Origin of the sequence: Bacillus sp. SKDU12, from assembly GCF_010093085.1 — a bacterium.
GTDB classification, from domain to species: domain Bacteria; phylum Bacillota; class Bacilli; order Bacillales; family Bacillaceae; genus Bacillus; species Bacillus mexicanus.
This window is the reverse complement of record NZ_MSRC01000007.1, coordinates 550,862-574,221: the sequence shown is the minus strand read 5'-3', so window position 1 is coordinate 574,221 and position 23,360 is coordinate 550,862. Positions and strand designations below refer to the sequence as shown.

At 40.8% G+C, this 23,360-nt stretch carries 26 protein-coding genes and 1 other RNA gene; 13 read left to right on the top strand and 14 right to left on the bottom strand.

Annotation, left to right across the window (positions count from 1 at the left end):
• Window positions 1-86 precede the first annotated feature (86 nt).
• Entirely contained in the window at window positions 87-632 is a 546-nt protein-coding gene (gene csk22, locus BTW01_RS09640; RefSeq protein WP_162102766.1) for a mother cell-specific sporulation protein Csk22, read from the top strand.
• A 25-nt stretch (window positions 633-657) separates the two neighbouring features.
• Here csk22 and czrA read toward each other — a convergent pair whose 3' ends face one another.
• Entirely contained in the window at window positions 658-981 is a 324-nt protein-coding gene (gene czrA / locus BTW01_RS09635) for a Zn(II)-responsive metalloregulatory transcriptional repressor CzrA (RefSeq protein ID WP_162102765.1), read from the bottom strand.
• A 192-nt stretch (window positions 982-1,173) separates the two neighbouring features.
• Here czrA and BTW01_RS09630 point away from each other — a divergent pair, with 192 nt between their 5' ends.
• On the top strand, window positions 1,174-1,851 hold the full coding sequence (locus BTW01_RS09630) for a lysozyme family protein (protein ID WP_162102764.1): 678 nt from the start codon (window positions 1,174-1,176) through the stop codon (window positions 1,849-1,851).
• A gap of 90 nt (window positions 1,852-1,941) precedes the next feature.
• On the opposite strand, the gene BTW01_RS09625 is transcribed toward BTW01_RS09630, so the two are convergent.
• Complete coding sequence (locus BTW01_RS09625; protein WP_019714625.1) at window positions 1,942-2,478, bottom strand: DUF420 domain-containing protein; 537 nt, start codon at window positions 2,476-2,478, stop codon at window positions 1,942-1,944.
• Between the two features lie 135 nt (window positions 2,479-2,613).
• On the bottom strand, window positions 2,614-3,396 hold the full coding sequence (locus tag BTW01_RS09620; RefSeq protein ID WP_162102763.1) for a VLRF1 family aeRF1-type release factor: 783 nt from the start codon (window positions 3,394-3,396) through the stop codon (window positions 2,614-2,616).
• 169 nt (window positions 3,397-3,565) lie between these two features.
• On the opposite strand from BTW01_RS09620, the gene BTW01_RS09615 reads away from it, so the two are divergent.
• The 5 genes from BTW01_RS09615 (at window position 3,566) to BTW01_RS09595 (ending at window position 8,178) form a co-directional block, all read left to right on the top strand.
• Entirely contained in the window at window positions 3,566-4,063 is a 498-nt protein-coding gene (locus BTW01_RS09615) for a hypothetical protein (protein ID WP_162102762.1), read from the top strand.
• Window positions 4,064-4,126: 63 nt separating this feature from the next.
• Window positions 4,127-5,104 carry a S66 family peptidase gene (locus tag BTW01_RS09610; RefSeq protein ID WP_162102761.1) on the top strand — a complete coding sequence of 326 codons (978 nt, stop codon included), beginning with the start codon at window positions 4,127-4,129 and terminating at the stop codon, window positions 5,102-5,104.
• Window positions 5,105-5,270: 166 nt separating this feature from the next.
• On the top strand, window positions 5,271-6,329 hold the full coding sequence (desE, locus tag BTW01_RS09605; protein ID WP_162102760.1) for a fatty acid desaturase DesE: 1,059 nt from the start codon (window positions 5,271-5,273) through the stop codon (window positions 6,327-6,329).
• Between the two features lie 117 nt (window positions 6,330-6,446).
• The gene (locus BTW01_RS09600) at window positions 6,447-7,559 is read left to right on the top strand and encodes a sensor histidine kinase (protein ID WP_162102759.1); all 1,113 of its coding nucleotides are present in this window, start codon (window positions 6,447-6,449) and stop codon (window positions 7,557-7,559) included.
• A gap of 19 nt (window positions 7,560-7,578) precedes the next feature.
• Window positions 7,579-8,178 (top strand): response regulator transcription factor, encoded by a 600-nt coding sequence (locus tag BTW01_RS09595; RefSeq protein ID WP_162102758.1) that lies wholly within the window; start codon window positions 7,579-7,581, stop codon window positions 8,176-8,178.
• Between the two features lie 32 nt (window positions 8,179-8,210).
• On the opposite strand, the gene BTW01_RS09590 is transcribed toward BTW01_RS09595, so the two are convergent.
• The 7 genes from BTW01_RS09590 to BTW01_RS09560 form a co-directional block, all read right to left on the bottom strand.
• The gene (locus tag BTW01_RS09590; RefSeq protein ID WP_162102757.1) at window positions 8,211-9,800 is read right to left on the bottom strand and encodes a solute:sodium symporter family transporter; all 1,590 of its coding nucleotides are present in this window, start codon (window positions 9,798-9,800) and stop codon (window positions 8,211-8,213) included.
• 140 nt (window positions 9,801-9,940) lie between these two features.
• Window positions 9,941-10,795, bottom strand: a complete 855-nt coding sequence (locus BTW01_RS09585; protein WP_162102756.1) for a LysM peptidoglycan-binding and 3D domain-containing protein — start codon at window positions 10,793-10,795, stop codon at window positions 9,941-9,943.
• A 247-nt stretch (window positions 10,796-11,042) separates the two neighbouring features.
• A complete protein-coding gene (gene recQ / locus BTW01_RS09580; RefSeq protein ID WP_162102821.1) occupies window positions 11,043-12,818 on the bottom strand; it encodes a DNA helicase RecQ in 1,776 nt (591 codons plus the stop codon).
• Window positions 12,819-12,959: 141 nt separating this feature from the next.
• A non-coding RNA gene (gene ssrS, locus BTW01_RS09575) (6S RNA) lies at window positions 12,960-13,146 on the bottom strand.
• A gap of 232 nt (window positions 13,147-13,378) precedes the next feature.
• Entirely contained in the window at window positions 13,379-14,005 is a 627-nt protein-coding gene (gene azoJ / locus BTW01_RS09570; RefSeq protein WP_162102755.1) for an FMN-dependent NADH-azoreductase AzoJ, read from the bottom strand.
• A gap of 154 nt (window positions 14,006-14,159) precedes the next feature.
• Complete coding sequence (locus BTW01_RS09565; protein WP_162102754.1) at window positions 14,160-14,651, bottom strand: TraR/DksA family transcriptional regulator; 492 nt, start codon at window positions 14,649-14,651, stop codon at window positions 14,160-14,162.
• 74 nt (window positions 14,652-14,725) lie between these two features.
• Window positions 14,726-15,058, bottom strand: coding sequence for a hypothetical protein (locus BTW01_RS09560; RefSeq protein WP_162102753.1), 333 nt, complete (start codon window positions 15,056-15,058; stop codon window positions 14,726-14,728).
• A gap of 78 nt (window positions 15,059-15,136) precedes the next feature.
• On the opposite strand from BTW01_RS09560, the gene BTW01_RS09555 reads away from it, so the two are divergent.
• Window positions 15,137-15,364 (top strand): hypothetical protein, encoded by a 228-nt coding sequence (locus BTW01_RS09555; protein WP_162102752.1) that lies wholly within the window; start codon window positions 15,137-15,139, stop codon window positions 15,362-15,364.
• Here the strand turns inward: BTW01_RS09555 and yocM are convergent.
• Complete coding sequence (yocM, locus tag BTW01_RS09550; RefSeq protein ID WP_162102751.1) at window positions 15,351-15,827, bottom strand: salt stress-responsive protein YocM; 477 nt, start codon at window positions 15,825-15,827, stop codon at window positions 15,351-15,353. The two genes, BTW01_RS09555 and yocM, sit on opposite strands and share 14 nt — an antisense overlap.
• A 66-nt stretch (window positions 15,828-15,893) precedes the next feature.
• On the opposite strand from yocM, the gene BTW01_RS09545 reads away from it, so the two are divergent.
• Together BTW01_RS09545 and BTW01_RS09540 are read left to right on the top strand one after the other, a co-directional pair.
• Window positions 15,894-16,154 (top strand): hypothetical protein, encoded by a 261-nt coding sequence (locus BTW01_RS09545; protein ID WP_024715385.1) that lies wholly within the window; start codon window positions 15,894-15,896, stop codon window positions 16,152-16,154.
• Between the two features lie 4 nt (window positions 16,155-16,158).
• On the top strand, window positions 16,159-16,392 hold the full coding sequence (locus BTW01_RS09540) for a hypothetical protein (RefSeq protein ID WP_162102750.1): 234 nt from the start codon (window positions 16,159-16,161) through the stop codon (window positions 16,390-16,392).
• Window positions 16,393-16,471: 79 nt separating this feature from the next.
• On the opposite strand, the gene BTW01_RS09535 is transcribed toward BTW01_RS09540, so the two are convergent.
• Window positions 16,472-16,816: a PH domain-containing protein gene (locus BTW01_RS09535; protein ID WP_162102749.1), complete on the bottom strand. Its 345-nt coding sequence runs from the start codon at window positions 16,814-16,816 to the stop codon at window positions 16,472-16,474.
• Between the two features lie 317 nt (window positions 16,817-17,133).
• Window positions 17,134-17,337, bottom strand: coding sequence for a DUF6501 family protein (locus BTW01_RS09530; protein ID WP_162102748.1), 204 nt, complete (start codon window positions 17,335-17,337; stop codon window positions 17,134-17,136).
• Window positions 17,338-17,567: 230 nt separating this feature from the next.
• On the opposite strand from BTW01_RS09530, the gene dhaS reads away from it, so the two are divergent.
• From dhaS to BTW01_RS09515, 3 genes are all read left to right on the top strand, one after another.
• A complete protein-coding gene (gene dhaS / locus BTW01_RS09525) occupies window positions 17,568-19,055 on the top strand; it encodes an aldehyde dehydrogenase DhaS (RefSeq protein ID WP_162102747.1) in 1,488 nt (495 codons plus the stop codon).
• A gap of 99 nt (window positions 19,056-19,154) precedes the next feature.
• Window positions 19,155-21,053 (top strand): prenyltransferase/squalene oxidase repeat-containing protein, encoded by a 1,899-nt coding sequence (locus BTW01_RS09520; RefSeq protein WP_162102746.1) that lies wholly within the window; start codon window positions 19,155-19,157, stop codon window positions 21,051-21,053.
• Window positions 21,043-21,888: a superoxide dismutase gene (locus BTW01_RS09515; RefSeq protein WP_162102745.1), complete on the top strand. Its 846-nt coding sequence runs from the start codon at window positions 21,043-21,045 to the stop codon at window positions 21,886-21,888. The genes BTW01_RS09520 and BTW01_RS09515 overlap by 11 nt, the downstream gene beginning before the upstream one ends.
• A gap of 31 nt (window positions 21,889-21,919) precedes the next feature.
• Here the strand turns inward: BTW01_RS09515 and BTW01_RS09510 are convergent, their stop codons facing one another.
• The gene (locus BTW01_RS09510) at window positions 21,920-23,257 is read right to left on the bottom strand and encodes a sodium-dependent transporter (protein WP_162102744.1); all 1,338 of its coding nucleotides are present in this window, start codon (window positions 23,255-23,257) and stop codon (window positions 21,920-21,922) included.
• Window positions 23,258-23,360 lie beyond the last annotated feature (103 nt).

Here is a 23,360-nt window from a genome sequence, read left to right as displayed (position 1 = left end):
CCCCTTCTTTTTTTGTTCAGTATTGATTTTAGCTACTATTTCATACCGGATAAGCATACACTTCTCAACGGAGGGGATTTCACATCATGCATCTTACACTTCAAAGCATTTATCCTGCCATGATTATCATCTTTTTTCTGTATAAAAAAATGAAAAGATCCATCGGATATCAGCCGCTTAAGCCTCGCTGGCTGTTTACCCGTATGATTCTTTTCTCGCTGTTAGCTCTTGCTCTTTCAATCTTCAGCATCATTCACCCTTTTTTATATGGATATCTCATTTTCGGCATTTTCGGCGGATGGCTCCTCGTCTTTTTCGCAAAGAAAAACATCTCCTTTGAAAAACGCAGAGGAAAAATTTATTTTCGGACTCATATTTGGGTAGAAGTGATTCTTTTAACCTTGTTTCTATCAAGATTTCTATATCGAGTAACAGAGCTTTATCGAACCCCGCCTGATTTGAACAGTCTTGAATCTTACAGTCAGTCAATCGGAACAGACCCATTGACAATTGGCGTCTTTTTTCTAATCGCCGTTTATTATATCGGTTTTTCTTCTTTTGTCATCAAGCTCAGCAAAAACGAATTCGATCAGAACGGGCATAATAAAGAAAAAGACATCCTTGCACGCTGACAGCGATGAAGCAAGGATGTCTTTTTCAATCATGCTGTGTATGATGGATCATTTGCTGAAGGACATCTAAAACGTGTTCATCCTCCGGCGAGTAATAAATCGACGTTCCTTCTCTGCGCGATTTGACAAGCCGCAGATTTTTCAAAAATCTGAGCTGGTGGGACACTGTGGATTGCAATAAATTCAGTTTTTCTGCAATTCCGTTTACCGCATGTTCCCCCTGGGATAATAAATGGAGGATTCTAATCCTTGTAGGGTCAGAGAGTGCTTTGAATGTTTGCGCGACTAGAAACAAAGTTTCTTCGTCCAAATCAGGAGCTGTCCGTTCTGTTTTTTCAAATTCAGTCATCTGTCTCACCTTTCTTTATTCATAGTTTTATCTTATACCAAATGTGCTCGGGTGCAAACCAGCCCGCTTGTGTTTCTATTCAATCTCATAGTTTAAATTTATGTTTCAAATCAAGTTTTTACTTGGTCTGATATATCTTTCTATGTCATAATGAAAAAGTCAGACTGCTCTACATATTGAGGGTGAAACACAGTGAAGAAAAAGAGAAAAGGCTGTTTCGCTGCTGCGGGCTTTTTGATGATTTTTGTCTTTGTCATCGCCACACTATTATTGGTCTTGCTGTCTTCCAACCGGGACCTCATCAAAAAACTTCCGATCGATACGAAAATGATTGTTTTGGAACGTTTAACCGATTATAGACCGCTGGTGGAAGATGAACTTGAAAACCAAGGACTCCCTAATTATACATCACTCATTCTTGGCATGATGTATCAGGAGTCAAAAGGAAAAGGCGATGATCCCATGCAGTCCTCTGAATCTATGGGGTTAAAACGCAATGAGATAACAGACCCTCAACTCAGTGTTAAACAAGGCATCAAGCAATTTACCCTTATGTACAAGACCGGTAAGGAAAAGGGTGTGGATTTGGATACTATTATTCAAAGCTACAACATGGGGGCAGGTTACATTGATTTTGTAGCTGAACATGGAGGAACGCATACTGAGGAATTGGCAAAACAATACTCCGAGCAGCAAGTCAAAAAAAATCCTGATCTGTATACTTGCGGGGGAAATGCGAGCAATTTTCGCTATCCTTATTGCTATGGCGATTACACGTATGCAGAGAAAGTAAAAGAAAAAACAAAAACTGTTGAAGAATCTTTGCAGGTTGCAACACTTGAAACGATGGAATCAAAGGCTCATAAATAAGAGTCTATCAATTTACTGACAAAAGCCCAATTTCGTTTTGGGCTTTTGTCATCTTTACAAGCTCAAAAAAAGCCATACTGCGTATGGCTTTTAATAATACGGTGATATCATCAGATATACAATAACACCTGTAAGGCTCACATACAGCCATAGAGGCATTGTCCATCTGGCAATTTTTTTATGGCGCTCCACCTGCATGCTGAATCCTCTAATCAGCGTAAACAGCGCAAGCGGCACAATGATTGCAGAAAGGCAGATATGCGTAATTAAAATAAAGAAGTAAATCGGGCGCATAATACCTTCTCCGCCATAGAGTGTGTTCTCCGCAATCGAATGGTAAACCACATAACAAATCAAAAATAGCAATGTTGTTGTAAATGCGGCTAAAATAAAGCGTTTATGAGCTTTAATGTTTTTCTGTTTAATCATGATTAGCGCGGCCAATAAGAAGATAAACGTAAAGCTATTGAATATCGCATTCAGCATAGGCAAAATGTGAATATTCGCATGGCTGAACTGATCTAATTTAGGCATAAAAAACAGCACTGCGATTAAACCGTTAATCAGAACTGTCAGCGTAAGGACAATCCCTGTATAATTTTTCGGTTTATTTTCTGTTTGATTCATTTGGTGACCTCTCCTACTTTGTACTGGCTATCCAAATCGTATGCAAATTCGAAGAAGATGTCAACGTTTTCGATTGCTTCGTCAGAAATTAGACACACTTCAGGCCGGCGGCTTTTCGCCCCGGCCCTGTCAGACTTATGCCTCTTTGATTAAATGCTCAACAGCCTTATGTTCATTTTCATTCAATAAGTTCTTTTGGATTTTTGAATGAATCGGTTTATTCATATGCTGATCCAATAGATCAGCTGTTTCTTTATCACCGGCGATGACCATTCGTTCCCATCTTTTTGCGGCAGCTTTTTGATCAAGGTCGGCAGCCAGCCGCTTATACAGTCTTGTTTGATTTTCCGTTACATGTTCCCTCATTTGGTTTTCTTCAAATGGTACCGCTTCGTTTACAGAGGAATGACAATTTTCCCAAGACTCATTGATGATATCATACTCGTAATGCTCCACCGCCTCAATTTCCCCTAAAACGGTTTCAATAATTTTCACTTCATGCTGCTGGGTTAAAATAAACGCTGTGCTCGGATACGTCTGGCGCAAATCCTTTAACTGATCCAAAACGGCTGTTTCTTCCCAGTAAAATCTTGTTTCTACAGGGATTTGAAGCTTAATGGGTTCCCATATGCCGCTATCGGATACAAAAAATATGAGACTGCGAGGTATGTCTTTCCCCATTTCCTTAATGTATTGATCAATTTTCATTCTGATTCCTTCCAGACAATTCTCTTCCTCAGGATCACTTATTGCTAAATACTCTTTTAATCTGCTGAATCCTGACTTTAAGGCAATTTTCCATTCTCCCCCCTGCTGATCTGGATCTCTCATGTCTGTATTGAGGTACAGGGAGAGAATTTTATCCGGCGGCTCTAATTGGACATACTGTAATTTCTTAATCAATGAATCAATCGCCATTCCGATTCCTCCTTTTTCACAGGTTAGTTTTCTTTTTCCTCTCCTATAAATGCTCAAACCTGACTTTCGCTAATTTTTAGTAATAATGGTTTTGTTATTTACAATGCCCCTCTCATCTAATACAATTGGTAATTGTGTTTCTAAGCTGATTTTTGAAAGGAGATTGATCTTGTTTACTGTTAATGAAAAAAACCGTCAAGAACTTGAGGAAGAACTAACAGATTTACAATTTCAGATTTATCGCATGCAGGAGAATATAAAGGATCTATCTAAAGATGCCAGAGTGCTTGGTATTGATCAATCGACACATGAAGAGTGGATGATCGTTTCTTCGATTGATGATGGCCAAACATGCAAAATTATGCTTACCGATTGTAAAACGGCTTACAGAGGGAAAGGCTGTTTTTCACTTGTAGCATCTTACAAGAATGACTCGATTCATATCGGTGATATAAAAGGCCCTCCGAATCATGGATTTGGTTCCATTTGCATGAAATACTTAAAAGATATCGCCAGAGACCGTAATATTCCGAAAGTCACCGGTGACATTGCCAAACGGGATTGGGATCATGTAGACCGGCTAATTCATTTTTATGAAAAACATCAATTCAAAGTATGCATCGATCATGATACCCAATCAGGGAGCATTAAGTGGGTTGATTTGTAAAAAAGTCTAGAAGAAAAAGTCAAGATATGCTGTAATGGTATAAAACCATTAATGGAGGGTGCTATGTTCGCCTCAAAACTGAAAAAGGGAGACGAAATCCGGATCGTGTCTCCCGCGACCAGCATGTCTAAATTATCAAATGAAGCAAAAATTCAAGCAAAAACCACATTAGAACGCTTAGGTTATCGAGTAACCATCGCTGAACATGCAAATGAAAGGAACGAATTTGATTCATCCTCTATCGAATCAAGAGTCTATGATCTGCACGCTGCCTTTTTTGATTCAGGTGTCAAAGCGATTTTAACGACACTCGGAGGTTTTAATTCAAATCAGCTGCTGCGCTATCTTGATTACGAAAAAATCAAACAGCATCCAAAAATTCTGTGCGGCTATTCCGATATAACGGCCCTCAGCAACGCCCTTTATCAAAAAACAGGTCTTGTTACGTATTCAGGTCCCCACTTTTCAACATTTGCAATGAAAAAAGGGCTCGATTATACAAAAGATTATTTTCTTTCTTGCTGCGCTTCCGACGACCCGTTTGAGATTCATCCTTCGAGCGAATGGAGCGATGACCGCTGGTATTTGGATCAAGAAAACAGGCGATTTTATCCTAATAACGGCCCTGTTGTGATTCAAGAGGGATATGCGGAAGGCACCTTGATTGGCGGAAACTTATGCACGCTTAATTTGCTGCAGGGAACGGAGTATTTTCCAGAAACAGAAAATACTATTTTATTGATAGAAGATGATTATATGTCAGACATCCACATGTTTGACCGTGATCTGCAATCACTCATCCACCTCCCCGCTTTTTCTCATGTAAAGGCAATTTTGATCGGCAGATTTCAAAAAGCATCAAACGTATCAATCGATCTTGTGAAAGCCATGATTGAAACAAAAAAAGAATTATCCGGCCTGCCGATCATCGCGAATATAAATGCCGGACACACCTCACCAATTGCCACCTTTCCTATAGGGGGAACATGCAGAATTGAAGCTGTTTCAGGTGCAGCACGAATATGGATCAATAAACATTAATCAGCTTGTAAATTTCTTTTTTACAAGCTTTTTTTGCATAATCGTTTATACAAACTTCCCTCGAGGTATGACAAGTGTCATATGCAGTGTATGATGTGTGCTACTACAAAGGACTCCTCTCATTCGCGTATACTAAATAGAGACACACGACGAGAGGATACTTATGATGACTGAACAAACCACTGCTCATAAACAAAAACAGCTGACAAAGCAAGTAGCCGCTTTTGCTCAGCCTGAAACAAAAAATAGCATGATTCAGCTTTTGAACACGTTTATCCCTTTCTTTGGACTATGGTTTCTGGCTTATTTCAGCCTTAACGTCTCCTATCTTCTTACGTTAGCATTAACCGTAATTGCCGCAGGTTTTTTGACAAGAATTTTTATCATCTTTCATGACTGCTGCCATCAATCTTTTTTTAAACAAAAACGCTACAATCATATTCTCGGATTTCTGACAGGTGTTCTGACTTTGTTTCCCTATCTTCAATGGCAGCACAGCCATTCGATTCATCATGCGACAAGCAGCAATCTGGATAAACGCGGAACAGGAGACATGTGGATGTTAACCGTAAACGAATATAAAGCTGCATCCAGACGAACAAAGCTTGCATACAGACTTTATAGAAACCCGTTTATTATGTTTATTCTCGGACCGATTTATGTTTTTCTAATCACCAACCGCTTTAACAAAAAAGGTGCAAGACGCAAGGAGCGTATAAACACACACCTTACGAATTTGGCCATTGCGGCTTTGGCTGCTGCCTGCTGTCTGATTTTTGGCTGGCAATCGTTTTTGCTTGTGCAAGGTCCTATTTTTCTGATCTCAGGTTCAATCGGTGTATGGCTGTTTTATGTGCAGCATACCTTTGAAGATTCTTATTTTGAAGCAGATGAAAACTGGAGCTATGTCCAGGCAGCCGTGGAAGGCAGTTCATTTTATAAACTGCCGAAACTGCTTCAATGGCTTACAGGCAATATTGGGTACCACCATGTTCATCATTTGAGTCCTAAAGTGCCTAATTATAAGCTTGAAGTTGCGCATGAACATCACGAACCATTAAAAAACGTACCGACAATCACCTTAAAAACAAGCCTGCAGTCACTAGCATTCCACCTTTGGGATGAAGACAAAAAACAATTTGTGTCGTTTCGTGATATCAAACATGTACCTTCCAGCATTCTGCCTGATTCAACAGAAAAACAAAAACAGCGGAAATATGCCTGATGATGAAGGAGGTCTTCTTTACAAGAAGGCTTCCTTTTTTACTGATCGAGGGTGCAATCTGGCGGTCGCAGTGATAAAGTTACATATAAGATGAGAAGTTGAAAATGAGGGAATATCATGAGCAAAAAACATTTTATATTTCAAAAACTAAGCGGGATTACGCCCTATATATGGACGATATTTTTTATCCTCCCCTTCTACTTTATATGGCAGTCATCATCTACACTTATTATTATCGTCGGAATCATTTTGACGCTTTTATTTTTTTCAGTATATAGATTTGCTTTTGTCTCAAAAGGCTGGGCTGTTTATTTGTGGGCATTTCTGTTAATCGGCATTTCAACCGCTTCTATTACCTTGTTCAGTTATATTTATTTTGCTTTTTTTATCGCTTATTTTATTGGAAATATAAAAGAGCGCGTCCCTTTTCATATTTTATATTATGTCCATTTAATAAGCGCAGCCGTTGCAGCTAATTTCAGTCTCGTATTAAAAAAAGAATTCTTCCTGACGCAAATTCCTTTTGTGGTCATTACCCTCATCAGCGCAATTTTATTGCCCTTCAGCGTAAGAAGCCGCAAGGAGCGCGATCGGCTGGAGGAAAAACTCGAGGATGCCAATGAACGGATTGCCGAGCTGGTGAAATTAGAAGAGCGGCAGCGAATTGCCCGTGATCTCCACGATACACTCGGGCAAAAGCTTTCTTTAATCGGTTTGAAAAGCGACTTGGCGCGAAAATTAATATACAAAGATCCCGAACAAGCCACACGGGAACTGAAAAGCGTACAGCAAACTGCCAGAACTTCTTTAAATGAGGTCAGAAAAATCGTATCCTCTATGAAGGGTATCCGGCTCGAGGATGAAATCATAAACATCAAACAAATTCTTGAAGCAGCCGGCATTACGTTTATCTACGAAGAAGATAAGTGGCCTGAAAATATCTCCTTGCTTAATGAAAACATTTTGAGCATGTGCTTAAAGGAAGCCGTTACTAATGTCGTCAAACACAGTCAGGCTAAGACATGCCGAATCGACATTCAGCAGCTCTGGAAGGAAGTTATCATTACAGTGACTGATGATGGAACGTTTCAAGGCGAGGAAAAATATTTTTCAAAAGGACATGGCTTGCTTGGCATGAGAGAGCGGCTTGAGTTTGCAAACGGGTGCCTTCATATTGATACAAAAAACGGCACAAAGCTTACCATGTCCATTCCTAATATCTCAAAATAAACAAAAAAGGATGACTTACATGATTCGGATATTTATTGCGGAAGACCAGCAAATGCTCTTGGGCGCTTTAGGATCGCTTCTAAACTTAGAAGACGATATGGAAGTCGTCGGAAAAGGCACAAACGGGCAAGAGGCTGTTGAGTTTGTCAAAAAACATCAGCCTGATATATGCATGATGGACATTGAAATGCCAGGGAAATCAGGGCTTGAAGCAGCTGAAGAGTTAAAGGGCACGGCCTGCAAAATAATCATCTTAACCACCTTTGCCAGACCCGGTTATTTTCAAAGAGCCATTAAAGCAGGCGTCAAGGGCTATTTATTAAAAGACAGCCCGAGCGAAGAACTCGCAAGCGCTATCCGAAGCGTCATGAACGGAAAACGCATTTATGCACCTGAACTGATGGAGGACATATACAGTGAGGCAAACCCTCTTACTGACAGAGAAAAAGAAGTGCTTGAACTTGTGGCTGACGGAAAAAACACAAAAGAAATCGCTCAGGAACTGAGCATCAAAAATGGAACGGTGCGAAATTATATCTCAATGATTTTAGAAAAGCTTGAAGTGAAAAACCGAATAGAAGCCATTACCCGTTCAAAGGAAAAAGGCTGGTTTAAATAAAAAAGGATCTTAGCACCTGCCAAGATCCTTTTTTAATCTGCAATTCCCCAAGGAGAAAACAAAAGGTACGTCGCCGCGACCAAAACGATAAGAATACAGGACGCCAGCTTTACATGCTTCCAAGGCGATATATCCACTTGTGGATTGTGATCAATCTGATATTCTGTTTTTCTGGGACACAGCTTCCCTGTCAATAGCATAACAGCAACTGAAAATGGAAAGAGTACAGCAAGAATGTACAGAAAATGAATGTGGCCTAAATAGATTTTTGACAGGCCGTATAAAACAATGTGTGCTGGTATCGCTATTTTCACAGCTAAAGCCGGCACTTTTTTTGTAAAGAAACCAACGACAACCGCTGCCAATATCGGGACATTCAAAAATCCGAACATTTCCTGAAGGTAGCTGTATAGTCCTGATGGCGCATATAAAATAAAGGGCGCAATGATAATTGATATACCTCCAAGAATCGCGACGAAAATCCGCCCTGTTTTGACGAGGTCAGCTTCATCCGCATGAGGCTTACATAACGGTTTGTATATGTCCAGCGTAAACAAGGTGATGGTGCTGTTCAGGGAGCCGTTGAACGAGCTCAAAATCGCTCCGAATAAAATAGCCGCAAATACACCAGTGAGGGATACCGGCAATAGATCGACGATCAGACGAGGATAAACACTGTCAGCATTTTTTATTCCGCTCCCGTATAAATGAAAAGCAATAACTCCTGGAACGACTAAATAAAACACACCGATAAGTTTAAAGAAACCTGCTAAAAGAGCGCCCTTCTGTCCTTCAGCTAGATTTTTCGCTCCTAATGTCCGCTGAACGATTGCTTGGTTAACAGCCCAGTAAAAGAGGTTGTTCACTAATAGTCCTGTTAAAATCGTCGGCCATGGCACATCTGCCGAATTGCTGACATCAATGGAATTGAGTTTTTCCGTATGTAAAGAGGTCAATTGTGCCACTCCGCCCCCGAAGCTGCCTTGTCCGACTGCAAGGACACCTAATATCACAATAAAAAAACCGCCTAATATTAATCCGATTCCATATATAGCATCAGCTGAGGCAGCAGCTTTCAAGCCGCCCAAAAAGATATAACAGCAGCTTGTTATGCCAATGATCATAGATATCAGCAGCACAGCCATAAATGTGCTGATGCCGAGTGTCTCTGTAATATGGAACACTTGATTTAACACGAGAGCCCCTGAATAAAGTACTGTCGGCAGGAATGAAACTGCGTAGCCAATAATAAGAAGCACAGAAACAATCTGCCTTGTTCTTTGGTCAAATCGCTGTTCCAAAAAATCAGGTATCGTGGTAATTCCTGTTTTCAAATAACGGGGCAGAAAGACAAGTGCAAGGAAGATTAATGCGAGCGGTGCACTCGCTTCCCATGACATCGCTGTCATAGACCCTGCATAGCTTTGTCCATTTAACCCGACCATCTGCTCGGTTGATAAATTGGTTAACAGCAGCGAGCTTCCAATGTATAACGCAGTAAGACTTCTCCCTCCGAGAAAATACCCATCGGACGATTTTAAGTTAACCTTTCTTGTTCTCTGCCATGAAAATAGAAATATCCCAATATTAATAGCCAGAAAAGATACAACAATCCAAAGCAACGGCCAGCAACTCCTTCTGCAAATAGTCAGATAACAGGTGCATTTACCATCTACCCATTTTTCACACAGCAAAAACCTCTCTAAACATAACAAAAAAAGACACAAGCCAAAGCTCGCGTCTTTCATCACAGTCTATATAATTAGTTTAAGATTTTTACATTTACAGTTTTGACGCCCCAATTAGATGCATCGCTTTTATTGGGTACAAAGACGTCAATTTTATTTCCATTAATAGCGCCGCCAGTGTCTGCTGCTGTTGCTTCACCATAACCTTCGACATAAACTTTAGAACCTAGCGGAATCACATTAGGATCCACCGCGATCACTTTCGCGTTCGGGTTCTTATTTAAGTCAACGCCTGTTGCTGTAACGCCGGAAATGCCGCCGTCGTTAGCAGTGTAAGCAGTAGCAGTAACTGTTAGTTCTTTTGAAGCTTCATGATGATTTGTATTAGATTGAACAGCCTTTTCTTCTGCAGGAGCAGAAGTTGTTGCTGCAGCTTTTGTTTTTGGTTGTTGTACTGTTTCTTGTTTAGGTTGCTCTTTTTGCACAGCTTCTTGTTTTGTTTCAGCTTGAGGTGCGCTCGTTTGCGTATTCTCAGTAACTGCGTTTGCTGCTGTTGCCTGACCTTTTACTGAAAGTGTTGATCCAGCATAGATCATGTCAGAGCTTAGGTTATTCCAAACTCTCAAGTTATTCACTGTTGTTCCGAATTGTTGAGCAATCTTTGTCAGCGTGTCTCCCGCTTTAATTGTATATTGCCCAGTAGTGGCTGTTTCTTCTGAAGAAATGGACAGCTTATCTCCTGTAAAGATTTTATCAGAAGTTAACTTGTTCCATTCTTTTAAGTCCTTTAGGTTCACTCCGTTTTTCTGAGAGATTCCCCAGAGCGTATCACCCTTTTGCACCGTGATTTCTTTTGCAGAAGCGTGAGCTCCGAACGCAGTTGTTGAAAGTGCAGCAACTGCTACAAAGGACATAATCGTCTTCTTCATAAGTAAATCCTCCCTTGTTAGCTTTTTATTGGCGGCTAACAGGTGATATCGTAACACATGCAAATGTCAAATCAATAACAAAAAGATTTGATTTAGATTACAGTTCCTTTACATGAAGGATTTCTCTCTGCTGGAAAGACTTGCTGATCCCCTGATATAATAGGCTTTGCAAGTCTTTTTATTTTGAGGGAAAAAAGAGAAAATAAAATGTGTTTTTTATAGAAAAAAAGGTTGTTTTTCTGTTTTTCTAGTCTGTTACCTGTACATAAGCTTGTATTTCTTGTAAAAAAAGCCGGCCGTATTTTGCTCTTTTTTGTTCTCCGACTCCTTTGATAGACAAAAGTTCTTCATCATTTACAGGCTGTTTCCCTGACATTTCTTTTAATGTTTGATCTGAGAAAACGACAAAAGGAGGAACACCCTGCTCTGCCGCGATTTCTTTACGAACCATCCGCAATCGTTCAAACAACTCGTCATTTTCCGTAATCGCTTCAGCTTTTAACGCTTCTTTCCTCGTAACCGAACATTCTCCCCTCAGCACATTTTTTCCTTTGCTGCTGACAAAAAGAGTCGGAAATGTTCCATCTGACATTCTGATAAAATCGTCAGAAATGAGAAATTCGATAAAATCACTGATTTCTCCTACTGATTGGTGTTTTAAGATCCCGTATGTCGAGAGATTGGAAAAGCCGTTTTCAAGAACTTTTTTATTTTTAGAGCCGGCGAGCACTTGGGCAATCATCGTCTTGCCAAACCGTTCTTTCATGCGAATAATACACGATAAGACCATTTGCGCCTCCCGTGTCACATCATGAGCCGTCCTTGTATCAGTGCAATTTCCGCACTGTCCGCACATATCAGGCTCCTTTTCTCCGAAATACATTAGGATAAAACGCTGCAGACAGTCTTCCGTATGACAATAGTCGACCATTTGTCTCAGCTTTTTTAAATCCTGTTTCTGTTTCTCTTCATGCTCTGATTGTTCAATTAAAAAACGCTGCACCATAATATCCTGTGGTGAAAACAGGAGTACACATTCACCGGGAAGGCCATCTCGCCCAGCTCGTCCAGCCTCTTGATAGTAGCTTTCCATATCTTTCGGAATTTGAGCATGCAGAACAAACCTAATATTAGATTTATCAATACCCATTCCAAAAGCAGAGGTTGCGACCATCACTTGCAGCTCATCATTAAGAAATTTTTCCTGCTGCTCTTTTCTCACATTATCAGCCAAACCTCCGTGATATCGTCCTGCACTGACCTGATTTCGTTTCAATCTCTCATAAATCCGATCAGCTTCTTTTCTCGTCGCTGTATAGATAATGCCTGCTTCATGTTTGTTGTTTTTCACATAATCATCAATATAACGGTCTTTATTTTCTCCCTTTGCAACTTTAAAGGTTAAATTGTCTCGGGAAAACCCGGTATATACCGTATTTTCTTTTTGAATATGCAGCTGTTTGCATATATCCTCATGAACCTCAGGCGTTGCTGTTGCTGTTAATGCCATAATGACGGGTTTGTCCTGTAATTCATGGAACAAAATTTCAATATTTCTGTAGCTGGGCCTGAAATCGTGGCCCCATTGAGAAATACAGTGTGCCTCGTCTATTGCGACTAAAGGAATATCAATGCCCTGCAAAATCCGAATAAACTCTGGGGACGTTAATCGCTCTGGGGTAATGTAAAAAAGCTTATAGGCCCCTTCTTTCAGTCCATTCAGCCTCTCATATATTTCCTGATTGGATTGTGTGCTGTTAATGTAGGCGGCGTTAATTCCCGCTTCTTCCAAAGCATCTACCTGATCTTTCATCAAGGAAATCAAAGGCGAAATGACAATCGTTGTCCCTTCAAACATCAGTGCGGGAATTTGATAGCAAATCGACTTGCCTCCTCCCGTCGGCATAATGCAAACCGTGTTTTGTTTTTCTTCCGTCACCGAGCGGATCACTTCTTCTTGCCCGTTGCGGAGTTTTTCATAACCAAAATAATGAGCCAGCAGGGATTGGGCTCTTTGTAACATAACGTGTAAACCTCGCTTCACCTTGAATTTCTCCCATCATATCATAAATAAACAGCCTGCATTTCTTTCGTGCAGAAATTGAATTTTTAAGTACGCCTGCTTTTTTCAGACAAAATAAAAAGCCATTTCCAAAGGGAAATGGCTTTCGCTACATCTTGCCGTATGCAAGTAAGAAAGTTTTAAACCACCACTCCTCAAAGTGGGTGTTTGCAGAAACATTCCTGTCGTCCTCTTCAATGGAGGCATGACATTCCAGTTTCGATATAAAACTCCCTATTACAGCTTAAAGGTTAAAACTTAATTAACAATACGTACAAAGTAGCTTCTTTTATATAGTACACCATCAGTCGATTTTTATCAAGGGGGTGGAACAATTGTTTAGAAAAATTTTTTTCACCCATCAAAACAGTTATTTCGCTATTATATATGATCATTCGACAAACAAAAAAATATATCACAATAGAAAAAAACAGCCAGTACAGTAAAAACGAATGATCACTTTCTTCTATTATAATGTACGCAAAAAAACTCCTATCGCATGGATAGGAGTTTTGTCGTAATTAGAATTTTGCAGCAAGATCTTTTGCTTCTTGTAAACCGTTTTCAATGATTGCTTGTGCTTGATCAGGTGCTGCGTTATGTCCTTCGATAACAACTGTGTGCACGTCTTGAACACCCCAGAAACCAAGAACAGTTTTCATGAAGTTTAATGACATTTCAAGTGAAGCCATTGGTCCTTCAGAGTAAATGCCGCCCCGTGCGTTAAGAAGCGCAACTTTTTTGTCGCCCATTAAACCAACTGGTCCTTCTTGTGTGTATTTGAATGTAACGCCTGCACGAGACAGATAATCAACATAAGTATGAAGAACTGCTGGCACTGCGAAGTTCCAGAGCGGGAATGCGAAAACAACTTTGTCAGCTTTTACAAACTGATTTAAATATTTGTCAGCAATTGCCGCTTGTTTTTTCTCTTCTTCTGTCATTTCCATTCCTTGGCTTGCTTTAAATGTTCCGTTAATCATATCTCTTCCAAGGTAAGGTAGGTTCTCTTTATGAAGATCTAATTCAACCACTTCATCAGCAGGGTTGTTTTCTTTATAAGAAGCTAAGAAAGCTTCGTAAAGTTTAGTTGAAACGCCTTCTTCGGCTGTACGGTCGCTTGATTTTACAAATAATACTGTAGACATTTGTATTCCTCCTGGTAAACTTTTTATATTTACTTACAAATAGTATGTTACTTTCTTTTTTACGCAAAGTCAATCACTTTATTTCGAATATGAGATTTTTTCATAAAAAAAAGCAAGTGCACCTCACTTATATCGGTGTACTTGCTTGCCATTTTCACTTCGAATCCTGTTCACGATCCAAAATCTCATATGTCTGTGAACTTTTTTGGTCAATCGTTTCTTTATTGGACAGATCTTTTACTTGTTCGTGAAACTCTCTTTCGTATGATGGAGCATCTGTGTCCAGATCATCCTCCATATCAGCTTGAGCGTCAACTGTCATTCTTGCATAGGGAACCACTTCAAGCCTTTCGTAAGGAATGTCTTGACCGGTTTTTTCACATACGCCATACGTTCCGTCTTTCATTTTTTGTAATGCGTGATTGACCTCTTCCAATAGTTCCCGGTCAACCTCTCTCACCGTTTGATCTGTCATCCGGTCTGTGACGAGTGTGCCGTGGTCTGCCATATGGTTGTCAACCCCATTGGAAAGCTCGCCCACTTCTTCTGTCATTGATTCTGTTTTCTTCTTCTCGCCAGACAATTCTTTTTGCATATCGAGCAATTTATGATAGAGATGCTGTGTTTGTTCTTTTGTCAATGCCATGTATATCCTCTCCTTTCTATCCTGTTTCCCGTTTCACCGCCTGTCAAACATGGAAGGTTTGATAAAAAGATGGGCTACTGCTTTTTTGAACGGATCGTGACCGCCGGGGATGGTGGTGTTTCGGGTTTTCGCTGGCACTTTTTGTCCTTCTCTTCTGGCGGTATATAATATGTTGCTCCTATATTTAGTTTTCCGCTGAGTTCATCTATGGTCAGCTCGCCGAATTCAAGATGATAATCAATTTTTTCGACATGCAGCGTTTCAATATGTATATAGGTTTCGTCAGATTCATCGTTGCTGCTTTGTTTTTGCTTTTCAAGCAGTGAAAGTCTTTTTTCATATTCATGCAGTTTGTCAAGCTCTGGTTTCATACAATGCCTGATCAGCGAACGGAGCATTTTTTTCATGACATCACGACCCTTTGCATACTCCTCTTTTGTCTGCAATATATAATGAGGTATACCCCACAGAAAGGAGAGGTTTTCATGCTTCCGACTTGCATCAACATTTCTCATTTCAAAAATAACACGATTGGCACCGGCTCATCTCTTACTTTCGGTTCCGCGGATATAAGAAATAAGTGCTCTGCGATTAAAAGAAATAACGGTTTTGGGGAACAAAACGCAGATTTTGTTGTTATCGTCATTCCTATTGAATCAATTGATGATCGTGATGGGACAGATGCGCTCAGTATGAAAATCAATCATCAATAACAACTGTTTTCGCTTGACTCTCGTCTTTTTGAATGGTGATGTATAGGATTCCGTCTTTGAAAATGGCACTCATTTTTCCATGAAGATGGTCGGAAAGCGGGATTTTCTTCTCAAAACTTCCGTATTTCCCCTCTTGTTGACGAAAGTCCTGTTCATTAAAATAGGAAAAACGCTGTCCCTTCACGACTAGATAATCTCCATAAGATAATATGTGAACATCCTGCTTCCGGTAGCCTGGAAGATAAATTAAAAACTGTACCTCTGTAACGGTATCTACAATATCCATACTTGGAAATGAATGACCTTCTTTCCCTCGCTGATCCTGCTGCGAAAACGGAAACGGAGATTGACCATTTGTCATAAAAGGGGTTTTCTGATCTTCATCAAATACCTGTTTCCAAAAATCACCGCCGTACATCTGCTGTGCGAATTCCATCCATTGCTTCATCTTTTCGAAGTCCATTTGAAGCCCCCTGTCTTAACATACTTTATAACCGCCGGCATACAACTATAGAAAGGAGGTTTTCCTGTGGTTCAACCAACTCCGTATATCAATATTAATATTTTCATGCTCAAAATTAATTCCTTTGAAAATGCTTCAGCGGTAAATGTAGGACAAAATTTATTGGCAGATTGGCAAAATTCAGATAAAAAAAATCAAGGCTACGGACAAAATTTTGGAGATGCAAGCGGTTTTATGGGCACCAAAAGCCATGTGGATGACAGGGACCAAATTGATTCTCCTGCATCTTTTGAAAGTGATGCGGTCAACTCGATCAAAAGGAAGTGACGAAATGTTCTTTTCGCCCTCCGTCGTCAACGTCGGCGGATTTAAAATCAATACGATGGATCGCGGTTCGTCTTTAACACTCGGACCATATCAGCAGGTCGATTACTTTTTATCAGCTAAAATCAACCAAGGTTTTGGAGAAGAAAATGGCGACTTTACTCCCCTTGTCATCCCGATTTCAAATGTGTTAGATGCAGATGTTGTCGATTCGAACTCAGCGAAAAACAGTGTCGTGTAAAAAGAACAGGGCTGACATGCCCTGTTCTTTTGTATATAAAAAAAGCCTCACCATTTTTAAACGGCCGGCTCATCAATATTCAGCTGCACAAGTGCCTTGTCAGCACCGCTTGAACTTCGCTTAAATCGGTGTCTTTGGCAAATTCCAATTCGAACGTTTTGCTTCTGGTCATCAATAAAAGTCCAGTGTCCGGGTCAAATATGCCCGCTTCTTGGATCGCAAAGCTCTCAATTGATTTATATGGAAGGAATACACGAACCTTCTTTTTAGAAAACATTTTATTGTCAAAGAAAATAATCCGCTTATTTGTAAAGCAAATGTGGTCTACCCGGAGCTTATAAATCGATTCTATTCTTTCTCCCTCAACAAGCAAAGCTTCAAGCTTCTTTGCATCCGTTGATCTGCTAACAGAAAAAATACCCAATGAAGAACCCCTCTTTCTGCATGTATCTATTGTTTTTTATTGTTCACTACATAAAAATAAGTCCTTTATCCCTATATAAGAATACGACATAGAAGACATTTAAACCATTACGAACAGATTACATTTTTCAAATTTTTGATATGTTTTTCAGCTTTTGTACGATTGTCATATGTAATACGCACGCGCAGAGAAAAAGTTTCAATATTCAGCAATATTTTTAAAGTTTTTCATTGGTTTTGTTTTATTTTTCCTGTTTCACCCATAGAAAAAACCGCAGCTCAGGCTGCGATTTTTTAAATTCTCTGCTTATGCAAGCATTAAACCTCTTGGAAGTATTCTTTATAATAGCCGCCAACTTTATTTGTATTGTCGATGACAAAGAGAAATTCCTCAGTTTCGTTTTTCACTTCATATTCTTTTCCAGGCGTTAAAACGCGGTTCACAATATATTTTTTAGCGTTTGTCTGCACACATTTCACCTTTTTGATTGTTTCTTTTTCAAGCCAATTGTTATGAATCATAAACGAAATCTCCTTTACATATCTATAAGCTTATTGTAGCTTTTTTCTTTTGTAAATTGCAATATCAGTTATTCATTGATTTTGCCTTGTTTCCTATTATAGAATGTTTGTATGCGCTTACTTTCCCAGAAAATATCACAGTTTATTTCTGCTATTCAATCAACGAATCTATGTGCTATCACCAAGAGTCTCAAAACAGACCATAAAAATTGACTGGAGGTTTGTTACGGATGAGTTCTTTAACGATGCAAGTGACAAAAAGGCTGGAGACATTTTTACAAGGAACAAAGAAGCTTTATATTGACGGAAAGTTTGTTCCGAGTGCCTCAGGGGCAACCTTTGATACGCCCAACCCAGCGATCGGCGAGACATTAATGACCCTGTATAAAGCTGAGGCTGAGGATGTGGACAAAGCGGTTAAAGCTGCCCGGAAAGCCTTTGACCAAGGCGAATGGAGAACAATGTCTCCAGCTTCAAGAAGCAGACTGATGTATAAGCTGGCTGACTTAATGGAAGAGCATAAAACTGAGCTTGCTCAGCTTGAAACGCTTGATAACGGAAAACCGATAAATGAAACGACAAATGGAGATATACCACTGGCTATTGAACATATGCGCTATTACGCTGGCTGGTGTACAAAAATAACTGGGCAGACGATTCCAGTTTCCGGCGCTTATTTTAATTACACCCGCCATGAGCCTGTCGGCGTCGTCGGCCAGATCATTCCATGGAATTTCCCGCTCCTGATGGCGATGTGGAAAATGGGCGCGGCTCTTGCAACAGGCTGTACAATCGTGCTCAAGCCGGCTGAACAAACACCGCTTTCGGCGCTTTATTTAGCAGAGTTAATTGACCAAGCCGGATTCCCTGCCGGTGTCATCAATATCATTCCGGGATTCGGTGAAGATGCCGGAGACGCGCTAACAAACCATGAAGCGGTTGATAAAATTGCCTTTACAGGATCAACTGAAATCGGAAAGAAAATCATGTCCACGGCTGCGAAAAGCATTAAGCGCGTTACCTTGGAGCTGGGCGGAAAATCTCCTAATATTCTTCTGCCTGATGCCAACTTAAAAAAAGCGATTCCAGGCGCTTTACATGGCGTGATGTTTAATCAAGGGCAAGTCTGCTGTGCAGGCTCACGTGTCTTCATTCATAAAGAACAGTATGATGAAGTCGTCAATGAGATGGTCTCTTATGCTGAATCACTCCGTCAAGGAGCAGGCCTTCATAAGGATACGCAAATCGGCCCACTCGTGAGTAAGGAACAGCATGAACGTGTTCTTTCCTATATTCAAAAAGGTAAAGACGAAGGAGCAAAAGCAGTGACAGGCGGAAGCTGTCCTTTTGAAGAAGGATATTTCGTCGCACCGACTGTATTTGCGAATGTTGAAGACGAGATGACGATCGCAAAAGAAGAAATTTTCGGACCTGTGCTGACTGCCATTCCGTACGATACAGTCGATGAAGTCATTGAACGAGCAAACCAATCAGAATATGGACTCGCGGCCGGACTATGGACAGAAAACGTCAAGCACGCCCATTATATCGCTGACCGCCTTCAAGCAGGAACCATCTGGGTGAACTGCTATAATGTGTTTGATGCGGCATCTCCTTTTGGCGGCTATAAACAGTCCGGACTCGGACGAGAAATGGGATCATATGCCTTAGATAACTACACAGAAGTTAAAAGTGTTTGGATAAATCTCGAAGACTAACATGTATGTCAAAAAACTGCTGACCGCCAGCAGTTTTTTTCTTTCTGTAATGGCGGTAAAAGATGCTGAATATATATGCTTCTGAAGGAGTTGAACGTGATGGGCACACTTCAGGAGGAAGTGAGGCGTTATCAAAAGAAAACCATTACAGCGTTAAAAGACAGGCAAAACGCTGACGGTTCGTGGAGATTTTGCTTTGAAGGACCAATGATGACAAATTCCTTTTTTATTTTGCTCCTCACCTCGCTGGATGAAGGTGAGAATGAACAAGAATTGATATCAGCGCTTGCGGCCGGCATTCGCGAAAAACAGCAGCCCGATGGGACATTCATCAATTACCCCGATGAAAGGAGCGGAAATATAACAGCTACCGTCCAAGGGTATATCGGGATGCTGGCATCAGGGTGTTTTCACAGGTCTGACCCGCACATGAGAAAAGCTGAACAATTTATCATTTCACATGGCGGTTTGAGACATGTTCATTTCATGACAAAATGGATGCTTGCCGCAAACGGTCTTTATCCTTGGCCTATTTTGCATTTACCCTTATCACTCATGGCGCTCCCCCCGACGTTACCGGTTCATTTCTATCAGTTCAGCGCATATGCCCGGATTCATTTTGCTCCTATGGCTGTCACACTCAATCAGCGATTTGTTCTTAAAAACCGCAATATTCCATCTCTTCACCATCTCGATCCGCACATGACGAAAAACCCTTTCACTTGGCTTCGTTCTGATGCTTTTGAAGAAAGAAAGCTCACGTCTGTTTGGTCACATTGGAAGCGCATTTTTCAGGCACCTTTCGCTTTTCAACAGCTGGGCTTACAGACAGCTAAAACATATATGCTGGACCGAATCGAAAAAGACGGAACATTATACAGCTATGCGAGCGCAACCATATTTATGGTTTACAGTCTTCTGTCACTAGGTGTGTCACGCTACTCCCCTGTTATCAGAAGAGCGATTAATGGTATCAAATCCCTTGTCACAACATGCAGCGGGATTCCTTATCTGGAAAACTCTACTTCAACTGTTTGGGATACAGCCCTGATCAGTTATGCCCTTCAAAAAAACGGCATGGACGAAAAAGACGGCTCTATTACAAAAGCAACAGCCTTTTTGCTGGAACATCAGCATACTAAAATCGCAGATTGGTCTGTCAAAAATCCAAGTGCAGTTCCCGGCGGCTGGGGCTTTTCAAATATCAATACAAATAATCCCGACTGTGACGATACGGCTGCCGTCTTAAAAGCGATTCCCCGCAGTTATTCTCCTTTAGCTTGGGAGCGAGGAGTGTCTTGGCTTTTATCAATGCAAAATCATGATGGCGGATTTTCTGCTTTTGAAAAAAATGTGAACCACCCTCTCATCCGCCTTCTCCCCCTTGAATCAGCCGAGGACGCGGCAGTTGATCCTTCAACTCCCGATCTTACCGGGCGTGTGCTGCATTTTTTAGGCGAAAGTGGCGGTTTCTCAGAGAAACATCAACAAATTCAGCACGCTGTGAACTGGCTTTTCGAACATCAAGAACAAAACGGATCATGGTACGGGAGATGGGGTGTTTGCTACATTTACGGCACATGGGCTGCTCTTACAGGTATGCATGCCTGCGGGGTTAGCCGAAAGCACCCTGCTATACAAAAGGCCTTACGCTGGCTCAAATCCATACAGCTTGATGACGGCAGCTGGGGGGAATCCTGTAAAAGTGCGGAAGCCAAGACGTACGTCCCGCTTCATAAAGGGACCATTGTACAAACGGCCTGGGCTTTAGACGCTTTGCTCACATACGAAAAATCCGAACACCCAACTGTTGTGAAGGGTATGCGATACCTTATTAATAAGAGTTCTCATAGCGCCGATAGCTTGGCTTATCCGGCAGGAATCGGATTGCCAAAGCAATTTTATATCCGCTATCACAGTTATCCATATGTCTTCTCTTTGCTGGCGGTCGGGAGGTATTTGAATTCTATTGAAAAGGAGACAGCAAATGAAACGTGAAGCCTATCAAACGGAGATGTTCAACTGGTGTGAAGCTTTGAAGGATCAGATCCAAAAACGGGGACAGCTTGATCTGTTTGAAAACCAAATTGACGAAATGATTGAAGCGCTGGAAGATCACCAAACAACAGAAGAAGATTGGTATCAGCAGGCTGCTGCTCTTTACCGGGATATTACAGAATCAGAAGGTACAAGTGAACGGCGCGCCTATGTTCCAATAGGAAAACATGTGCTGCCGAAGCTTCCTTACAAATATTCCGCCTTAGAGCCCTATATCTCACGCGACATCATGTTCCTTCACCATACGAAGCACCACCAGAGCTATGTTGACGGTCTTAACAAAGCTGAGACAGAGATGAAAAAAGCGAGAGCAGCCAAGAATTATGACTTGATCACTCATTGGGAGAGAGAGCTTGCCTTCCATGGGGCAGGCCATTATTTGCACAGTATTTTTTGGTTTTCGATGCATCCAAACGGAAAAAGGCGTCCTACAGGCACATTATTTCAAATGATTGACCTTTCATTTGGAAGCTATTCTGCTTTTAAAGAACATTTTTCACAGGCCGCTAAAAAAGTGGAAGGTGTCGGCTGGGCCATTCTGGTCTGGGCTCCTCGTTCGGGACGGCTGGAGATTTTAGCAGCAGAAAAGCACCAGCTCTTCAGCCAATGGGATGTGATCCCTCTTTTACCGCTTGATGTCTGGGAACATGCCTACTATTTGCAATATAAAAATGACCGGGCAAGCTATGTCGATCATTGGTGGAATGTTGTAGATTGGCGCGAGGCAGAAAAACGTTTCGAGCAAGCAAAAGAAGTCGTTTGGAAACTTTACTAAAAAAAGCCCCCTTTTCCCAGGGGCTTCATGTTTAAAAAATGCCGATCACATGCAAAAATACGATGATGATGGCAACAGGAGATAGATAACGAATAAGCAGCAGCCAAACCGCAAACCACTTCCGCTTGAGATTAGAACCGCTTTTTAGCTCGTCGAATAGATCCTGTTTCGGAATTTTTAACGGAACAAAAATAGAAATTAACAACGCGCCTAATGGCATTAAAATATTGCTCACGAGATAGTCTGCCGCATCAAAAATGGACAAATGAAAGATAGAGACATCACTTAAGATACCATATGATAATGCAGACGGCACTCCGACAATAAAAATAGCAATTCCGCCTAACCAAGCGAATCGCTTTCTCTTATTAACATCACCTTTTGAAAGGACTGCGACTAAAATTTCCAGCATTGAAAAAGCGGATGTTAGTGCCGCAAATAAAAATAGAATTAAAAATGCTAATAAAAAGATAATTCCGAATGGCATTTGATTAAACACAGTCGGCAGCACATTAAATAGCAGAACCGGCCCTTGGTCTGGTTTAAGGCCGAATGAAAATACAGCTGGAAAAATCGCAATACCCGCCATGACGGCAACAAGCATGTTCAATACAGTTACTGATACAGCCGACTGCACCAGATTTTCCTGTTTCTCTAAATAAGAGCTATACGTTACCATGACAGATACACCGACACTTAATAAGAAAAAGGATTGGCCCATCGCGTATAAAATCGTATTGGCGTCAATCGCTGAAAAATCAGGCATCAAGAAAAACTTGAGCCCTTCCATCGCGCCATCCAGTGTAACTGAACGAACCATTAAAACAACAAATAAAATGAAAAGCGCCGGCATTAATACTTGGCTCGCTTTTTCAATTCCGCTGCTAACTCCTTTTGCAACAACAAGAATGGTCACTACCATAAAGAGCAGCTGGCCCCCTACAGCCATATAAGGATTTGAAATCGTATTTGCAAATATCTCATCAAAACCAGATGTTTGCGATAAACCGCCAGTAAAGCCTTTTGTAATATAAATTAAAATCCACCCGCCGACGACACTGTAAAAAGATAAAAGAATAAAGCATGTTACCATGCCTAAATAACCGATCCAATGCCATTTCGTTTTCGGAGCGAGTGTTTTATAGGACTGTACGGCGTCTTTCTGTGTTTTTCTGCCTATGATGAATTCACCTAACAGTAAAGGCAGTCCAATTAAAAGCGTAAATAAAATAAAAATTAGTAAAAACGCGCCTCCTCCGCTAGTTCCCGCTACATATGGAAATTTCCATATCGCACCGAGCCCGATAGCTGATCCTGCCGCGGCTAAAATAAAGCCGAGCTTCGAAGACCATTGATTCGCTTCCTTCACCCTATCACTCCTAATTTGTCTAACCATTATAAAGATTCATTGTAAGAATATCTTCTTATATAGTCAAGAACATTTTAATTAGTTTACATAATATATTTATTGT

Excerpts from the sequence above, each read along its gene's own strand:
- BTW01_RS09560 (WP_162102753.1), bottom strand. The coding sequence starts at position 15,058 with ATGAAAAAAATGCTCCGTTCGCTGATCAGGCATTGTATGAAACCAGAG.
- BTW01_RS09530 (WP_162102748.1), bottom strand. The coding sequence starts at position 17,337 with ATGATTCATAACAATTGGCTTGAAAAAGAAACAATCAAAAAGGTGAAA.
- yocM (WP_162102751.1), bottom strand. The coding sequence starts at position 15,827 with ATGGACTTCGAAAAGATGAAGCAATGGATGGAATTCGCACAGCAGATG.
- BTW01_RS09600 (WP_162102759.1), top strand. The coding sequence starts at position 6,447 with ATGAGCAAAAAACATTTTATATTTCAAAAACTAAGCGGGATTACGCCC.
- BTW01_RS09565 (WP_162102754.1), bottom strand. The coding sequence starts at position 14,651 with ATGGCATTGACAAAAGAACAAACACAGCATCTCTATCATAAATTGCTC.
- BTW01_RS09520 (WP_162102746.1), top strand. The coding sequence starts at position 19,155 with ATGGGCACACTTCAGGAGGAAGTGAGGCGTTATCAAAAGAAAACCATT.
- BTW01_RS09620 (WP_162102763.1), bottom strand. The coding sequence starts at position 3,396 with ATGGCGATTGATTCATTGATTAAGAAATTACAGTATGTCCAATTAGAG.
- BTW01_RS09555 (WP_162102752.1), top strand. The coding sequence starts at position 15,137 with ATGCTTCCGACTTGCATCAACATTTCTCATTTCAAAAATAACACGATT.
- BTW01_RS09625 (WP_019714625.1), bottom strand. The coding sequence starts at position 2,478 with ATGAATCAAACAGAAAATAAACCGAAAAATTATACAGGGATTGTCCTT.
- BTW01_RS09515 (WP_162102745.1), top strand. The coding sequence starts at position 21,043 with ATGAAACGTGAAGCCTATCAAACGGAGATGTTCAACTGGTGTGAAGCT.
- BTW01_RS09595 (WP_162102758.1), top strand. The coding sequence starts at position 7,579 with ATGATTCGGATATTTATTGCGGAAGACCAGCAAATGCTCTTGGGCGCT.
- recQ (WP_162102821.1), bottom strand. The coding sequence starts at position 12,818 with ATGTTACAAAGAGCCCAATCCCTGCTGGCTCATTATTTTGGTTATGAA.
- desE (WP_162102760.1), top strand. The coding sequence starts at position 5,271 with ATGACTGAACAAACCACTGCTCATAAACAAAAACAGCTGACAAAGCAA.
- azoJ (WP_162102755.1), bottom strand. The coding sequence starts at position 14,005 with ATGTCTACAGTATTATTTGTAAAATCAAGCGACCGTACAGCCGAAGAA.
- BTW01_RS09540 (WP_162102750.1), top strand. The coding sequence starts at position 16,159 with ATGTTCTTTTCGCCCTCCGTCGTCAACGTCGGCGGATTTAAAATCAAT.
- dhaS (WP_162102747.1), top strand. The coding sequence starts at position 17,568 with ATGAGTTCTTTAACGATGCAAGTGACAAAAAGGCTGGAGACATTTTTA.
- BTW01_RS09610 (WP_162102761.1), top strand. The coding sequence starts at position 4,127 with ATGTTCGCCTCAAAACTGAAAAAGGGAGACGAAATCCGGATCGTGTCT.
- csk22 (WP_162102766.1), top strand. The coding sequence starts at position 87 with ATGCATCTTACACTTCAAAGCATTTATCCTGCCATGATTATCATCTTT.
- BTW01_RS09585 (WP_162102756.1), bottom strand. The coding sequence starts at position 10,795 with ATGAAGAAGACGATTATGTCCTTTGTAGCAGTTGCTGCACTTTCAACA.
- czrA (WP_162102765.1), bottom strand. The coding sequence starts at position 981 with ATGACTGAATTTGAAAAAACAGAACGGACAGCTCCTGATTTGGACGAA.